A 13426-nucleotide genomic window follows, 5' to 3' on the forward strand; every position below is an offset into this window, starting at 1 on the left:
TATTTTATCTTTCTTTCCAAATTCCGTCCAGACCACAGCTTACTGGGTCAGGATCAAAGGGTCACCCTCGGTGACCGCCACAGTATGTTCAAAGTGCGCCGTCAGCGAGCCGTCTGCAGAAACCACGGTCCACTTATCCGCCAGCACCCGTGTGCGGTGCGTGCCCACCAGAACCATCGGCTCCAGGGCGATCGTCAAACCCGGGCGCAGTTCCAAACCTTGGCCCGCTGTGCCGTAATTCGGCACCTGCGGTCCCTCGTGCATGTTGCGCCCCACCCCGTGGCCGGAGTATTCGCGCGGCACGTGGTAACCGTGGCTCTCTACCCACTCCTGCACCGCGGCAGACACATCGCCCAGCCGGTTGCCCGGGCGCAGCTTCTCAATACCCAGGCGCAGCGCCTCACGGGTCACATCAATCAGCTTCTGAGCCTCGGCGCTGATCTCGCCGACGCCGGCGGTAAACGCTGAGTCACCCACGAAACCCTGCCAGACCGTGCCGCAGTCCACCGAAAAAATGTCGCCCTCGCGCAGCTCGATCTTGCGGGTGGGCAAACCATGCACCATCTCTTCATTGATGCAGGCGTTGATCGTGCTGGGGTACGGATACGGCCCCGGGTAATTGAGGAAAGCCGGCGTGGCCCCGTGGTCACGAATGACCTGCTCGGCCAGCTGGTCCAGCTTATCGGTGGTCACCCCGGGACGAATGTGCTTGCGCACTTCCTCCAGAGCCAAAAAGTTAATGTGCCCGGCCTGCTGCATGATCTCGATCTCAGCAGGGCTTTTCAGGACGATGTTGCGTTCCCAACTCATGACGAGCTGCCCACCCCTAGCGCCGCCAACAGGTCCCCGGTTACCACATCGATCGGTTGGTCGCCGTTAATGCTCACCAGAACGCCCTTGTTGCGGTAATACTCCACCAAAGGCGCGGTCTGCTCATGGTAGACCCGAATGCGCCGTTCGACAGTCTCACGCTTGTCGTCGTCGCGCTGGTACAGTTCAGAGCCGTCTACATCGCAGACCCCCGCCTGCTTCGGCGGGTTGAACTGCTCATGGTAGACATGCCCGCCCGCCCGGCAGACCCAGCGCCCGCTAAGGCGTTCCACCAGCACCGCCTCATCCAGTTGGATCAGGGGCACGGTCTTTACCGCCGTGCCGATCTCTTCCAGGGTCTTGCCCAGGGCTTCTGCCTGGGCCGGCGTACGCGGGAAGCCATCCAGCAAGGCGCCGCGTGCGCAGTCAGGCTGGGCTAGGCGCTCACGCACCATGGCGATGGTTACATCATCGGGGACCAGATCGCCCCGATCCATGAACTGCTTGGCCAGCACCCCAAGCTCGGTTTGGTTTTTAATGTTCTCTCGAAACAAATCTCCGGAAGAAATGTGGGCCAGGCCCAACTGTTTGGAGATAATTTCGGCCTGGGTTCCCTTACCGGCTCCAGGCGGACCGAGTAAAACAAAAATTGTAGGCACGTCGCTCCCAGCACTTGCTTTATCGGACAAGCAGGGACTCCTCGTAACCGTGCAGCTTCAACTCCGCATCAATGTTGAAGAATGTCTCGCGCACGGTGCCAACCACGATCAGCAAACCAGAGGAGCTCACCAGGAACAGGGTCGCCTGGCTGCTGTTGGCGGCCAACAGCGGGAAAGCGATGCTGGCCAAGTAAGGCAGCACCGCGATCGTGCCCAGGAACAGCGCCCCGGGCAGCGTGATGCGCCGCAACACCGTGGTCAGATATTTCTGGGTAGGTGCGCCGCGGCTCACGCCCGGGATCTGGGCCCCCACCCGCTTCAGGTTCTCACCGTAGTTCTGCTGGGCAAAAAGCACATCCGTATAGAAGAAGGAAAATGCCACCACCATCAGGAAGTACAGCAGCCAGTACCAGCCGCCCTGCGGATTGAAGAAGCTCTGAATGCCGACCGACAGGTTGGCCACCCAGGCCGTATCAGAATTGGCAAAGAAGGTGGCGGCGATGGAGGGCATTTGCAACAAAGCTTGCGCAAAGATCAGTGGAATCATGCCGGCCATGTTGACCATCAGCGGCAGCGTGCCCTTGACTGGCATCGACATGCGATTGCCCATACGGCGTCCCGGGTACATCACCGGTACATTGCGGCGGCCCTGCTGCACATACACGATCACGAAGATCGTCACGATCATAATGAAGACGATGATCAGCAGAGAGAGCCAGCCCACCGGCGAGCCGGTGATCAGTTGCAGGAAGTTGCTGGGGATTCTGGAGATGATGCCCGCAAAAATGATCAGCGAAAGGCCCTGGTTGCGGATGCCGTACTCAGAGATCAGCTCACCCAGCCAGATGGCAAACATCGTGCCCGCCACCATGCTGAAGATGATCGCAAGCGATCCGATTGGATTGCCATTCGGGCCAAAGAAGCCGAAGTTCTGAATGACCTGCCCGCCGGCCAGGGTGGAGAAAATGTTGATCTGGCCGATGGCGGTTAACGCCGCCATGGGCACCGCCAACAGATAGGTCCACTTCTCCATCCACTTGCGGCCCTCACGCGGGTCTTCCTCCATGCGGCGTTGCAGGGACGGAATGATCGGCACCAACAGCTGCAAGATGATCTGCGCCGTAATGTAGGGATAGACACCCATCGCCAGCACAGAGAAGTTCAGCAGCGTACCGCCGGAGATCAAGTCGATCAGACCCACCAGCGTGGCGGCGGAGCCGCCCTGGTCCATTAGGCTGGCGATCAGGTCACGGTTCACCCCAGGAATCGGCACGTGAGCCGCCAGGCGATACAAGATCAGAATGGCAAATGTGAACAGCAGCTTCCGGCGAATATCCGGAGCGGTCCACAAATAGCGCCATGCTCCACCTCGTCTCATGCAATCTCCTTAGTCCAGACTGAGCTCAGTCTGGCTTAGCTTCTTCGTTGATGATCTCGACGCTGCCGCCGGCTTTTTCCACCTTGGCGATGGCAGCTTGGCTGGCGCGGTGCACGCTGATCTTCACGGCTTTCTTCAACTCGCCGCGCGCCAACAGGACAATCGGGTCCTTGGGGCTGCGCAGCAAGCCGGCCTTTTGCAGGCTCTCCGGGTTCACGGCAGCACCTGCCTTAAAGGCATCCAACTGGTCCAGATTGACCTCGTTGTAATGCGTGCGGAAAGGCGAATTGAAGCCCCGCTTGAAAGGCAAGCGGCGGAAAAAGGGCAGGTTGCCGCCCTGATGGTGCAGGCCGGCGCCGCCGCCGGCGCGTGCGCCTTGGCCCTTGGTACCACGGCCGGCGGTTTTGCCCCGGCGGCCGGCGGTACCACGGCCAACCCGACGGCTGACAGTGGTTTTACCCTTGTTGGGTTTAAGATCATGCAATTTCATGCGAATCAAGCCTCTTCTATCTTGACCAGGTGGATGATCTTCTTGATCATGCCACGCACAGTGGGCGAATCCTGACAAACCACACTGTGGTTCATACGGCGCAGACCCAGCGCGCGCACAGTCGCCTTCTGGCTCTTCTCGTAGCCAATCGGGCTGCGCACCAGCGTCAACTTGATCTGCTTGTTAGAACCCTTCTTAGCTGCCATTCTTCTTGCCTCGGTCCCAGAAAGGTTTCACATCACTGATGTCCTTGCCGCGCATGGCGGCCAGTTCATCCACAGACTTCAGCTGCTTCAAAGCTTCCACAGTCGCCATCACCACATTGTGGATGTTGGGGCTGCCCATCGACTTGGTCAGGATGTCCTGCAAGCCCACTGCCTGCATCACCGCGCGCACACCGCCGCCGGCGATCACGCCGGTGCCGGGGGAGGCGGGCTTAAGCAGCACTTCAGAGCCGCCCACCCGTCCGATCACTTCATGCGGGATGGTGCCGTAATACAGGTTCATGCGCTGCAGCCGGCGGCGCGCCTGCGTGGTCGCTTTGCGGATGGCGTCAGGCACGGTGTTGGCTTTGCCCACACCTGCGCCTACCTGGCCGCCGCGGTCACCCACGATCACGGTCACACGGAAAGAAAAGCGCCGGCCGCCCTTGACCACTTTGGCCACCCGGCGAATTTCGACAGTCTTCTCTTCAAACTCGCGCTCGAACTCGGCAACCGGCGACTGCTTTTCGGTTCGTTTACCTTCGTTTGCCATAGAAACTCCTAAAATTCCAATCCTTCGCTACGGGCGCCATCGGCCAATGCCTTGACGCGCCCTGCGTAGCGAAAGCCGCCGCGGTCCAGCACCACCTGCTTCACACCCTTGGCCGTAGCGCGCTTAGCGACGGCTTCACCCACCACGCGGGCCTGCTCCGTCTTGTTCTTGCCCTTCATCTGGGCGCGCAGCTCCGTGTCGATGCTGGAGGCCGAAGCCAGCGTGTGCCCGGCGCCGTCATCGATCACCTGGGCGTAGATGCTGTCCAGGCTGCGGTAAACGTTGAGCCGTGGGCGAGCCTCGCTGCCGTTGACCTTGCCGCGCACGCGTTTGTGGCGGCGCAGTCTTGCGATATTGCGTGTCTTCTTTGCCATAATGCCCTTAACCTGCCGACTTGCCGGCCTTGCCCGCCTTCTGGCGGACATGCTCTCCGGCGTAGCGAATGCCTTTGCCCTTGAACGGCTCAGGCGGACGTACCTTGCGAATGCGGGCTGCGGTTTCGCCGACCAATTCCTTGTCGTAACCGCTCACCATAATGTCGCCCTTTTCCACAATGGAAAATGTGATGCCGTCTTCCGGCTCCACTTCCTTGGGATTGGAATAACCTACATGCAGCACCAGGGTCTTGCCCTTGACCTCTGCACGATAACCAACGCCATGCACTTCCAAGACCTTGGAGAACCCAGCGCTGGTACCCTGCACCATGTTGTTCACCACGGAGCGTGCGGTGCCGTGCAAGGAGCGCTCAAACTTTTCGTCTGAATTGCGCTGCACTTCCAGGGTGCTTCCTTCACGCTTGAAGGTGATGGCGGGCGGAAAGGTGTGCGAAAGCTCACCCTTCGGCCCTTTTACTCGAATAGAAGAGCCGGTGATCTCCACATCCACACCGGATGGGATCTCGATCGGCATTCGTCCAACTCTAGACACGCTAGACCTCCAAAGACCGGCAGCTACAGCCGGCTACCAAACCTTGCACAGAATTTCGCCGCCCAGGCCCATTTGGCGCGCCTTGCGACCGCTCATCACACCCTTGGGCGTGGACAAAATAGCAACACCCAAGCCAGACAACACCCAGGGGATCTCACTGCGCTTGGCATAAATGCGGCGCCCCGGCGTGCTCACCCGCTCCAGCCCGGAAATCACCGAGCGGCGCGTGCGGCGGTCGCCGATGTACTTGAGGCCGATGCGCAGCACCTTGAAGCCGCTGAAGTCGTCCGTGACCACTTCGTAGGATTCGATGAAGCCCTCTTCCTTCAAGATCTCGGCAATGGCCGCCTTCAGCTTCGAGCTGGGCATTGCCACCAGAGTGTGGCCCACCATCACCGCATTGCGCAGACGGGTGAGCATATCGCCAATAGGATCGTTTACAGCCATGATCGCTCCTCCTCGCCTACCACGACGACTTTACAACGCCGGGGATTTTGCCTTCCAGCGCAAACTGACGGAAACAAATGCGGCACAGGCCAAAACGGCGCATGTAACCTCGCGGCCGGCCGCAGATCTTGCAACGGTTGCGCACCTGCACGGCATACTTGCGCCGGCTTTCGCGCGTAACGATCGACTTTTTCGCCATGCTTAACCTTCCCTCTTGAAGGGCATACCCAGCATTTGCAGCAAAGCACGTCCTTCGTCATCATTGTGCGCAGAGGTCACAATGGTCACTTCCAGGCCGCGCACCTGCTCAATGCTGTCGTACTGGATCTCAGGAAAGACCAGCTGCTCAGACAGGCCCAGGGTGTAGTTGCCGCGACCATCAAAAGCATCCGGAGAGATGCCGCGAAAGTCACGCACCCGCGGCAAAGCCAGGTTGACCAAGCGGTCAAAGAATTCCCACATGCGCTGGCCGCGCAGCGTAACCTTCACGCCAATCGCAACACCTTCGCGCAGCTTGAAGTTCGCAATGCTCTTGCGCGCCTTGGTGACCACCGGCTTTTGGCCGGTAATGATCGTCAGGTCTTCCACGGCCCCATCCAACGCCTTGGCGTCGCCCTGGGCCTGGCCCAGGCCCACATTCAGCACGATCTTCTGCAGCTTGGGCACTTCCATCACATTTTGCTTGGACAGCGCCTTCTGCAGATCCGGCAGAATTTCCTTGTTGTAGCGTTCTTTCAAATAATGTGCCATTCAATTACTCCAGCGCAAGCGCTAGTCAATCTGCTTTCCGCAATTTTTGCAGACGCGGTGCAGGCCCTTTTCGTCACGCAAGAAGCCCACCCGTGCAGGCTTGCTGCACTTGGGGCATACCAGCATCACGTTGGAAACGTGCATCGGGCCTTCAAACTCAACGATGCCGGGATTCAACTGGCGTCCCTGGGTCTGCACGGCGCGCTGGTGCTTCTTGCGCATATTGATCTTCTGCACCACCACACGTTCTTTGCTGGGCAGCACCTTGATCACTTCGCCGCGTTTGCCTTTGTCAATTTCTTTGCCGGTGATCACTTCTACAGTGTCACCTTTGCGAATTTTCTGCTTCACGTTCTACTCTCCTGCCAGCGCCTAAAGCACTTCGGGCGCCAGGGACACAATGCGCATGAACCCTCTGTCACGCAGCTCACGAGCCACGGGGCCAAAGATGCGCGTGCCGCGCGGGTTGGTGGTGTTGCCATCCAAAATTACGGCGGCATTGTCGTCAAAACGAATGTACGAACCGTCTTCACGGCGCCATTCCTTGGCAGTGCGCACAACTACGGCGCGCACCACATCGCTCTTCTTCACCGAGCCCTGAGGAATGGCACTCTTGACGGTGGCGGTGACAATGTCACCAATGAAACCATAGCGGCGGCCAGTGCCACCCTGCACCTGGATCACCAAGATCTCCTTGGCGCCGGTGTTATCGGCCACTTTGAGGCGTGATTCGCGCTGAATCATGCTAAACCACCTCTTCCTGTTCTTTGTGCGACAAGATCTCGGCCACAACCCAGCGCTTGGTCTTGGAGAAGGGACGGCTCTCGATCAGGCGTACCCGGTCTCCCACTTTGGCGCCCAGCTCGTCATGAGCCTTCAGCTTGTGCTGCGCTTCCACGACTTTGCCGTACAGCGGGTGGCGATGGGTCTGGCTGGTGCGCACCACCACGGTCTTTTGCATCTTGTTCGAGGTCACCACACCTTCGACTTGGCGGCGTTCACTCATGCTTCACCTTCCGGTTTCTCAGCTTGCTTCTGGCGCAGGATTGTCAGCAAGCGGGCGATTTCCCTGCGCGTCTGGCGGGGCAGGTTTTGGTCCTTCAGCTCGCCCGTGGCGATCTGAAAACGCATGCGCATCAATCTCTCGCGGGCGTCGTCCAACTGCTCCTGAATTCTCTCAGCGGTAAGACCGCGTATCTCTTCAGCTTTCATGGCTACTCACTCAAATATTCCGTGCGGCGGATGATCTTGGTGCGCATGGAAAGCTTGTGCCGGGCCAGGGTCAGCGCGGTCAAAGCCACATCCTCCGGCATACCCGCCACTTCAAACATCACGCGGCCAGGCTTGATCACTGCAGCGTGAAACTCCACACTGCCCTTGCCCTTACCCATGCGAGTTTCGGCGGCGCGCTTGGTGATCGGCTTGTCCGGGAACACCCGGATCCACACCTTACCGCGGCGGCGCGCCTCACGCACGATCGCTCGGCGGGCCGCTTCGATCTGGCGAGCCGTGATCAGCCCAGGCTCCAAGGCCTGCAGGCCATAGTCACCAAACTGCACTTCGGCGCCGCGCAGCGCTTTGCCGCGCATGCGGCCGCGGTGCATCTTGGGAAACTTGAAATTCTTCGGCATCAACATAATTACAATCCTTTAGCCGCCAGCGCTATTCGCTAACGTACACGCCTTCGGAGCTCTCCGGGGCAGCATCCGCCTCGGGGCGAGTATTGCCGCGGTACACCCACACCTTCACACCGATCACACTGTACTGGGTGTTGGCTTCAGCGGTTGCATAATCAATGTCGGCGCGCAGCGTGTGCAGCGGCACACGGCCTTCACGCTGCCAAACCCGGCGAGACATGTCAGAACCGCCCAGGCGGCCTGCCACTTCAACCTTGACGCCTTTGGCGCCGGCGCGCATCGTCTGCTCCACGGCGCGGTTCAGGGCGCGGCGGTAGCTGATGCGGCGCTGCAGCTGGTCGGCGATGTTCTGCGCGATCAGTTTGGCTTCCAGGTCTGGGTCCTTGATCTCTTTGATATCCAGATCGATCTTGGTACCCACCAGGGCTTCCAGGGCTTTGCGCAATTCCTTGACGCTCTCGCCCTTCTTGCCGATCAAAATGCCCGGCTTGGCGGTATGCACGGAAATCTTCACATTGCCAGGGAAGCGCTCCACCTCAATGCGGGAAATGCCCGCGCGCGGTGCCATCTTGTTCACCAGCTGGCGGATGGCGAAGTCCTGGTGCAGGCGCTCCACATAATCCTTGCCCTGCGCGAACCAGCGGCCGTCCCAGGTCTTATTGATCTTCAGGCGGAAGCCAATCGGATGTACTTTGCGACCCATAATTCTCCTAGCTCTTCTTTGCCGGCGCGGCAGGCTCAGCCCCGCGTTCGCGCAAAATAACCGTAACGTGAGAGGCGCGGCGCAGCCAAGGCTTAAAGCGGCCGCGGGCGCCAAAGCGGCGCCATTTGCGCGTGCGGGCCTCGTCGGCGGTGATGGTGTGAATGTACAGGTCCTCACCGTTCAGGCCCATGTTCTTGGTAGCGTTGGCCGCCGCAGAAGCCACCAGCTTGGAGACCGGCTTGGCCGCCAGGTTGGTGGTGAACTTCAAAATGTTCAGAGCCTCGGCCACATCCTTGCCGCGCACCAGATCGATCACCAGGCGCACCTTCTGGGCAGAAATGCCAACATCGCTGGCTTTAGCGCGAATATCTTGAGCCATCGCTTAGCCTCCCGCCGAAGACTTCTTCTCATTGACGTGGCCGCGGAAGGTGCGCGTGGGCGCAAATTCGCCCAGGCGGTGACCCACCATGTTCTCAGTCACGTAGATCGGCACATGCCGGCGGCCGTCATGCACCGCGATCGTATGCCCCACCATCTGAGGGAAGATCTGGCTGGCGCGGCTCCACGTGCGCACCACGGTCTTCTCGTTGCGCTCGTTCATCGCCTCAATCTTCTTCAACAGTTTCGGGTCGACAAACGGCCCTTTTTTCAGTGAACGTCCCATTTACTTCTCCAAACCTTTAGCGGCGTTTCTTGCCGCGCTGGCGCAGGATGTACTTATCGCTTGCCTTGTTGCGCCGCGTCTTCTTGCCCAAAGTGGGCTTGCCCCACGGGCTCTTGGGGCTGGCCATACCCACCGGTTGGCGGCCTTCGCCACCACCGTGGGGATGGTCACGCGGCGTCATCGCCGTGCCGCGCACCGTCGGGCGAATGCCCATGTGGCGCTTGCGGCCGGCCTTGCCCAGCTTGATGTTGCCGTGGTCCACGTTACCCAGCTGGCCAATCGTGGCATAGCAGGCCTGGCGGATCAGGCGGATCTCGCCCGAAGGCAGGCGGATTTGGGCGTACTCGCCCTCTTTCGCCGTCAGCTGGGCGCTGGCGCCGGCCGAGCGAACCATCTGGCCGCCCCGCCCTTCCTTCATCTCGATGTTGTGGATCACGGTACCGGTGGGGATGTTCGCCAGCGGCAACGCATTGCCGGGCTGGATCTCCGCCTTTTCGCCTGCCACCACTTTGTCGCCCACCTTCAAACCCAAGGGCGCCAAAATATAGGCCTTCTCGCCATCTACATAGTGCAATAGCGCAATGTAGGCTGTGCGACCGGGATCGTACTCAATGCCGGCCACCTTGGCCGGAATGTCGCGCTTGCTGCGGCGGAAGTCCACTATGCGCAGGCGCTGGGGATGCCCACCGCCGCGATGGCGCACGGTGATCTTGCCGCGTACGTTGCGTCCGCCCGAGGCCGTCTTCTTGGCCAGCAGCGAGCGTTCTGGCTTGGACTTCGTGATTTCGTCGAAGGTATAGCCAGTTGCGTCGCGGCGACCCGGTGTAGTCGGTTTGTACTTCTTAACAGCCATTACTTAACACCTTCAAAGAGTTCCATGGTTTCGCCAGGCATCAGGGTCACGATCGCCTTGCGATAGCTGCTGCGGCGCAGCCGCATGCGGCGGTTTTGCGCCGAGCGGGCCCGCTTGGCCGGCATATTCATCACATTGACCCGCTCGACCTTCACATTGAAAAGCAGTTCGACCGCGTCTTTGATCATTGCCTTGTTGCTGTCAACAGAGACCTCAAAGGCCACCTGGTTCAGCTTGGAATTCTGATAGCTGGACTTCTCGGTGATCAGGGGTCTGCGTAAAACGTCGTAAACAGTAGTCATCTTCGCCTGCTCTTAGCCCAAGAAGTTCTCGATGGCTTCGATGGAAGCCAGCGGCAGAATGAGCTTGTCATAGGTCAGCAAGTCACGCACATTGACGTAATTGGCCAACAACGTCTTGAAGACGGGCAAATTGCGTCCGGCGCGCTGAACCATTGCGTAATTGTCGTCCTTGGCCGGCATCACCAACAGGGCCGTTCCCTCACCCACCAGGCTGCTGACCGCCTGGGCCACCAGCTTGGTCTTGGCTTCGTCCAGGCCGAAGACATCCACCAGAATGATCTCCTGCTCAGCCGCCTTGGCGGACAGCGCAGAACGCAGAGCCGCCTGGCGCATCTTCTGCGGCATGCTCTGGCTGTAATCACGCGGGCGCGGCGTGTGGATCTTGCCGCCGCCTACCCACTGAGCCGAACGGATGGAACCCTGGCGAGCGCGGCCGGTACCCTTCTGCTTCCAGGGCTTGCGGCCGCCGCCGGCGACTTCCGAGCGGGTCTTGGTCTTGTGCGTACCCAGGCGCGCATTGGCAGCCTGGCGTACATAGGCCTGGTGCATCAGATCGGTGTTGATCGGCGCCTCAAAGATCTTGGCCGGCAACTCCGCTGTTTGTCCCAGCTTCTTACCTTGAATGTTGTAAACGTCTAGTTTCATGGATGACTTCCCGAGCCGTTAGGCCTTGCGGGCCTCCCGGATGGTCACGATCGTGCCCTTGCCGCCCGCCACTGCGCCGTGCACGCCGATCAGGTTCTTCTCGGTGTCCACCAGCACGACCTTCAGGTTCATGGCGGTTACCTGGCGGGAACCCATATGGCCGGGCATCCGCTTGCCCTTGAACACTTTGCCGGGATACGTGCCGGCGCCAATCGAGCCCACCGCGCGCTGCCGGTCAGACTGGCCGTGCGTAATGGGACCGCCGCCGAAACCGTGGCGCTTCATCGCGCCGGCAAACCCCTTGCCTTTGCTCACACCGATAATATCGACGTGGTCGCCAATGGCAAACGACTCCGCGGTCACGGTGTCGCCTTCGGTAATTTCGGGGGATTTGGTGCGGAATTCACGCAGGAACCGCAACAGGGGAGCCTGGGTGCGGTTAAGGTGGCCGCGTTGGCCGCCGGTCAGGTGCTTGGCCTTGGTCTCGCCAAAGCCCAGCTGCACAGCGCTATAGCCATCCGTGTCCGGGCGACGCACCTGGGTGACATAACAAGGCCCAGCCTCGATAAGCGTGACCGGCAACGCACGGCCTTGCTCGTCGAAGATCTGGGTCATGCCGATCTTCTTTCCAATAAGCCCTTTAAACATCTTCGGTTTGCTCCTTAGTTCCATTGTTAGGGACTGTCAGTCTGGGCTAGACTGCATCATCCCGAGTGGCACAGTCAGCCACCAGCTGGGAGAACTTTGCGTCTCCCTTACTGGTGGCTCTTGCACCACCCCAGCAAAGCCTTAGCTCTGCATGTTCTGCTCATTTTTCTGGGCTTGGCCAGCGAATGGCCAAGCCCAGAACTATACCAAACAGTCGTCTATTCGTCCAGTGCTAGATCTTGATCTCGATGTCTACACCGGCGGGCAGATTCAGACGCATCAACATATCGATCGTCTTGGAGTCCGGCTCCAGCACGTCAATAATGCGGTTGTGCGTACGGATCTCAAAGTGCTCGTGCGAGTCCTTGTCAATAAAGGTCGAGCGGCGCACCGTAAAACGTTCACGCTTGGTGGGCAGCGGCACCGGGCCTACCACACGGGCGCCAGTGCGTTCTGCCGTCTCCACAATCCGCTTGGCGGACTGGTCGATCACACGGTGATCGTAGGCTTTGAGACGAATGCGGATCTTCTGCTTGGTGGTTGCCATGTCAGTCCAGGATCTCGGTGATGACACCGGCGCCGACGGTCAGGCCGCCTTCGCGAATGGCGAACTTCGAGCCCTGCTCCAGCGCCACCGGCGTCCCCAACTCCACATCCAGGTTCACGTTGTCCCCAGGCATCACCATCTCCACCCCAGCAGGCAGGGTGATCTCGCCCGTCACGTCCAACGTCCGAATGTAGAACTGCGGCTTGTACCCACTGAAGAAGGCTTTGTGCCGCCCACCCTCTTCCTTCTTCAACACATACACTTCGCTCTTGAACTTGCGGTGCGGTTTGATGCTGCCAGGCTTGGCCAACACCATGCCGCGCTCCACCTGCTCACGGTCCACACCACGCAGCAACAGACCCGCATTGTCGCCTGCCAGTCCCTCTTCCAGCTGCTTGTGGAACATCTCAATGCCCGTCACCACCGTGCTGCCCGCTTCATCCCGCAGGCCCACAATGTCCACCGTGTCGTTCAGCTTGACCTTGCCGCGGTCAATGCGGCCAGTCACCACCGTGCCGCGACCTTTGATCGAGAACACGTCCTCCACAGACATCATGAACGGCTTGTCCACTTCACGCGTCGGCTCCGGAATGTACTCGTCCACCACCCGCAGCAGTTCCACGATCGGCGCATACTCTGGCGCATTGATGTCCGTGGAGGTGCTCTCCAAGGCCTTCAAGCCCGACCCGCGCACGATGGGGGTCTCATTGCCCGGGAAGCCATATTCATTCAGCAGCTCACGCAGCTCCAGCTCCACCAGCTCCAACAGTTCCGGGTCGTCCATCATGTCGGTCTTGTTCAGGAAGATGACGATGCTCGGCACTTCCACCTGGCGCGCCAGCAGCACGTGCTCACGCGTCTGCGGCATCGGCCCGTCCGGGGCCGCCACCACCAAGATGGCGCCGTCCACCTGCGCCGCTCCCGTGATCATGTTCTTGATGTAGTCCCGGTGGCCCGGCATGTCCACGTGCGCATAGTGGCGCTTCTCGGTCTCATACTCCACATGCGTGATGCTGATCGTGATGCCGCGCTCGCGCTCTTCCGGCGCATTATCGATCTGGTCATAGGCTTTGAACTCGCCTTTGCCCATCAACGCCGCTACCTTCGTGATCGCAGCCGTCAACGTGGTCTTGCCATGGTCAATGTGCCCCATGGTCCCCACATTCAAATGCGGCTTACTCCGATCAAATTTTTCCTTCGACATGATTGC

25 protein-coding genes are annotated in these 13426 nt (G+C 59.9%); all 25 read right to left on the bottom strand.

All coding sequences use genetic code 11. The annotated features are described in order from the left end of the window. Positions 1-39: 39 nt before the first annotated feature. The 25 genes from map to tuf all read right to left on the bottom strand — a co-directional run bounded on the left by map (position 40) and on the right by tuf (position 13420). Complete coding sequence (map, locus tag KF885_10450; GenBank protein ID MBX3049579.1) at positions 40-810, bottom strand: type I methionyl aminopeptidase; 771 nt, start codon at positions 808-810, stop codon at positions 40-42. Continuing rightward, positions 807-1469, bottom strand: coding sequence for an adenylate kinase (locus KF885_10455; protein ID MBX3049580.1), 663 nt, complete (start codon positions 1467-1469; stop codon positions 807-809). The genes map and KF885_10455 overlap by 4 nt, the downstream gene beginning before the upstream one ends. Positions 1470-1488: 19 nt before the next feature. Then, complete coding sequence (gene secY / locus KF885_10460; protein MBX3049581.1) at positions 1489-2847, bottom strand: preprotein translocase subunit SecY; 1359 nt, start codon at positions 2845-2847, stop codon at positions 1489-1491. Between the two features lie 25 nt (positions 2848-2872). After that, positions 2873-3337, bottom strand: coding sequence for a 50S ribosomal protein L15 (rplO, locus tag KF885_10465; GenBank protein MBX3049582.1), 465 nt, complete (start codon positions 3335-3337; stop codon positions 2873-2875). A gap of 5 nt (positions 3338-3342) precedes the next feature. Further along, entirely contained in the window at positions 3343-3543 is a 201-nt protein-coding gene (gene rpmD / locus KF885_10470) for a 50S ribosomal protein L30 (protein ID MBX3049583.1), read from the bottom strand. Then, entirely contained in the window at positions 3533-4093 is a 561-nt protein-coding gene (gene rpsE / locus KF885_10475; GenBank protein ID MBX3049584.1) for a 30S ribosomal protein S5, read from the bottom strand. Before rpsE ends, rpmD begins: the two co-directional genes overlap by 11 nt. 8 nt (positions 4094-4101) lie before the next feature. Continuing rightward, the gene (gene rplR, locus KF885_10480; protein ID MBX3049585.1) at positions 4102-4470 is read right to left on the bottom strand and encodes a 50S ribosomal protein L18; all 369 of its coding nucleotides are present in this window, start codon (positions 4468-4470) and stop codon (positions 4102-4104) included. Between the two features lie 4 nt (positions 4471-4474). Further along, complete coding sequence (rplF, locus tag KF885_10485) at positions 4475-5020, bottom strand: 50S ribosomal protein L6 (protein MBX3049586.1); 546 nt, start codon at positions 5018-5020, stop codon at positions 4475-4477. Between the two features lie 33 nt (positions 5021-5053). Continuing rightward, complete coding sequence (rpsH, locus tag KF885_10490; GenBank protein MBX3049587.1) at positions 5054-5467, bottom strand: 30S ribosomal protein S8; 414 nt, start codon at positions 5465-5467, stop codon at positions 5054-5056. Between the two features lie 16 nt (positions 5468-5483). Further along, the gene (locus KF885_10495) at positions 5484-5666 is read right to left on the bottom strand and encodes a type Z 30S ribosomal protein S14 (GenBank protein MBX3049588.1); all 183 of its coding nucleotides are present in this window, start codon (positions 5664-5666) and stop codon (positions 5484-5486) included. A 2-nt stretch (positions 5667-5668) separates the two neighbouring features. Further along, positions 5669-6217 carry a 50S ribosomal protein L5 gene (gene rplE / locus KF885_10500; protein ID MBX3049589.1) on the bottom strand — a complete coding sequence of 183 codons (549 nt, stop codon included), beginning with the start codon at positions 6215-6217 and terminating at the stop codon, positions 5669-5671. 21 nt (positions 6218-6238) lie between these two features. Next, positions 6239-6568: a 50S ribosomal protein L24 gene (gene rplX / locus KF885_10505; GenBank protein MBX3049590.1), complete on the bottom strand. Its 330-nt coding sequence runs from the start codon at positions 6566-6568 to the stop codon at positions 6239-6241. A gap of 21 nt (positions 6569-6589) precedes the next feature. Further along, positions 6590-6961, bottom strand: coding sequence for a 50S ribosomal protein L14 (rplN, locus tag KF885_10510; GenBank protein ID MBX3049591.1), 372 nt, complete (start codon positions 6959-6961; stop codon positions 6590-6592). Between the two features lies 1 nt (position 6962). Beyond that, positions 6963-7223: a 30S ribosomal protein S17 gene (gene rpsQ, locus KF885_10515; GenBank protein ID MBX3049592.1), complete on the bottom strand. Its 261-nt coding sequence runs from the start codon at positions 7221-7223 to the stop codon at positions 6963-6965. Beyond that, positions 7220-7429, bottom strand: a complete 210-nt coding sequence (gene rpmC, locus KF885_10520) for a 50S ribosomal protein L29 (GenBank protein MBX3049593.1) — start codon at positions 7427-7429, stop codon at positions 7220-7222. Before rpmC ends, rpsQ begins: the two co-directional genes overlap by 4 nt. A gap of 2 nt (positions 7430-7431) precedes the next feature. Then, on the bottom strand, positions 7432-7854 hold the full coding sequence (gene rplP, locus KF885_10525) for a 50S ribosomal protein L16 (GenBank protein MBX3049594.1): 423 nt from the start codon (positions 7852-7854) through the stop codon (positions 7432-7434). 25 nt (positions 7855-7879) lie between these two features. Beyond that, complete coding sequence (rpsC, locus tag KF885_10530; GenBank protein MBX3049595.1) at positions 7880-8557, bottom strand: 30S ribosomal protein S3; 678 nt, start codon at positions 8555-8557, stop codon at positions 7880-7882. Positions 8558-8564: 7 nt separating this feature from the next. Further along, the gene (rplV, locus tag KF885_10535; GenBank protein MBX3049596.1) at positions 8565-8936 is read right to left on the bottom strand and encodes a 50S ribosomal protein L22; all 372 of its coding nucleotides are present in this window, start codon (positions 8934-8936) and stop codon (positions 8565-8567) included. 3 nt (positions 8937-8939) lie between these two features. Then, the gene (rpsS, locus tag KF885_10540) at positions 8940-9221 is read right to left on the bottom strand and encodes a 30S ribosomal protein S19 (protein MBX3049597.1); all 282 of its coding nucleotides are present in this window, start codon (positions 9219-9221) and stop codon (positions 8940-8942) included. 16 nt (positions 9222-9237) lie between these two features. Beyond that, a complete protein-coding gene (gene rplB / locus KF885_10545; protein ID MBX3049598.1) occupies positions 9238-10074 on the bottom strand; it encodes a 50S ribosomal protein L2 in 837 nt (278 codons plus the stop codon). Then, complete coding sequence (gene rplW / locus KF885_10550; protein ID MBX3049599.1) at positions 10074-10376, bottom strand: 50S ribosomal protein L23; 303 nt, start codon at positions 10374-10376, stop codon at positions 10074-10076. The genes rplB and rplW overlap by 1 nt, the downstream gene beginning before the upstream one ends. Before the next feature lie 12 nt (positions 10377-10388). Then, positions 10389-11021, bottom strand: coding sequence for a 50S ribosomal protein L4 (rplD, locus tag KF885_10555; protein MBX3049600.1), 633 nt, complete (start codon positions 11019-11021; stop codon positions 10389-10391). Positions 11022-11039: 18 nt separating this feature from the next. After that, a complete protein-coding gene (rplC, locus tag KF885_10560; protein ID MBX3049601.1) occupies positions 11040-11669 on the bottom strand; it encodes a 50S ribosomal protein L3 in 630 nt (209 codons plus the stop codon). Between the two features lie 232 nt (positions 11670-11901). Beyond that, on the bottom strand, positions 11902-12216 hold the full coding sequence (gene rpsJ / locus KF885_10565) for a 30S ribosomal protein S10 (GenBank protein ID MBX3049602.1): 315 nt from the start codon (positions 12214-12216) through the stop codon (positions 11902-11904). 1 nt (position 12217) lies between these two features. Continuing rightward, positions 12218-13420, bottom strand: coding sequence for an elongation factor Tu (tuf, locus tag KF885_10570; protein MBX3049603.1), 1203 nt, complete (start codon positions 13418-13420; stop codon positions 12218-12220). Positions 13421-13426: the final 6 nt, after the last annotated feature.

This window comes from Anaerolineales bacterium (genome assembly GCA_019637805.1).
Classification (GTDB): domain Bacteria; phylum Chloroflexota; class Anaerolineae; order Anaerolineales; family UBA11579; genus JAMCZK01.

Excerpts from the sequence above, each read along its gene's own strand:
- KF885_10495 (MBX3049588.1), bottom strand. The coding sequence starts at position 5,666 with ATGGCGAAAAAGTCGATCGTTACGCGCGAAAGCCGGCGCAAGTATGCC.
- secY (MBX3049581.1), bottom strand. The coding sequence starts at position 2,847 with ATGAGACGAGGTGGAGCATGGCGCTATTTGTGGACCGCTCCGGATATT.
- rpsE (MBX3049584.1), bottom strand. The coding sequence starts at position 4,093 with ATGGCAAACGAAGGTAAACGAACCGAAAAGCAGTCGCCGGTTGCCGAG.
- map (MBX3049579.1), bottom strand. The coding sequence starts at position 810 with ATGAGTTGGGAACGCAACATCGTCCTGAAAAGCCCTGCTGAGATCGAG.
- rpsQ (MBX3049592.1), bottom strand. The coding sequence starts at position 7,223 with ATGAGTGAACGCCGCCAAGTCGAAGGTGTGGTGACCTCGAACAAGATG.
- rpsC (MBX3049595.1), bottom strand. The coding sequence starts at position 8,557 with ATGGGTCGCAAAGTACATCCGATTGGCTTCCGCCTGAAGATCAATAAG.
- rplV (MBX3049596.1), bottom strand. The coding sequence starts at position 8,936 with ATGGCTCAAGATATTCGCGCTAAAGCCAGCGATGTTGGCATTTCTGCC.
- rpmC (MBX3049593.1), bottom strand. The coding sequence starts at position 7,429 with ATGAAAGCTGAAGAGATACGCGGTCTTACCGCTGAGAGAATTCAGGAG.
- rpsS (MBX3049597.1), bottom strand. The coding sequence starts at position 9,221 with ATGGGACGTTCACTGAAAAAAGGGCCGTTTGTCGACCCGAAACTGTTG.
- rplD (MBX3049600.1), bottom strand. The coding sequence starts at position 11,021 with ATGAAACTAGACGTTTACAACATTCAAGGTAAGAAGCTGGGACAAACA.
- rplW (MBX3049599.1), bottom strand. The coding sequence starts at position 10,376 with ATGACTACTGTTTACGACGTTTTACGCAGACCCCTGATCACCGAGAAG.
- tuf (MBX3049603.1), bottom strand. The coding sequence starts at position 13,420 with ATGTCGAAGGAAAAATTTGATCGGAGTAAGCCGCATTTGAATGTGGGG.
- rpsJ (MBX3049602.1), bottom strand. The coding sequence starts at position 12,216 with ATGGCAACCACCAAGCAGAAGATCCGCATTCGTCTCAAAGCCTACGAT.
- rplN (MBX3049591.1), bottom strand. The coding sequence starts at position 6,961 with ATGATTCAGCGCGAATCACGCCTCAAAGTGGCCGATAACACCGGCGCC.
- rpsH (MBX3049587.1), bottom strand. The coding sequence starts at position 5,467 with ATGGCTGTAAACGATCCTATTGGCGATATGCTCACCCGTCTGCGCAAT.
- rpmD (MBX3049583.1), bottom strand. The coding sequence starts at position 3,543 with ATGGCAGCTAAGAAGGGTTCTAACAAGCAGATCAAGTTGACGCTGGTG.
- rplO (MBX3049582.1), bottom strand. The coding sequence starts at position 3,337 with ATGAAATTGCATGATCTTAAACCCAACAAGGGTAAAACCACTGTCAGC.
- rplB (MBX3049598.1), bottom strand. The coding sequence starts at position 10,074 with ATGGCTGTTAAGAAGTACAAACCGACTACACCGGGTCGCCGCGACGCA.
- rplE (MBX3049589.1), bottom strand. The coding sequence starts at position 6,217 with ATGGCACATTATTTGAAAGAACGCTACAACAAGGAAATTCTGCCGGAT.
- rplP (MBX3049594.1), bottom strand. The coding sequence starts at position 7,854 with ATGTTGATGCCGAAGAATTTCAAGTTTCCCAAGATGCACCGCGGCCGC.
- rplC (MBX3049601.1), bottom strand. The coding sequence starts at position 11,669 with ATGTTTAAAGGGCTTATTGGAAAGAAGATCGGCATGACCCAGATCTTC.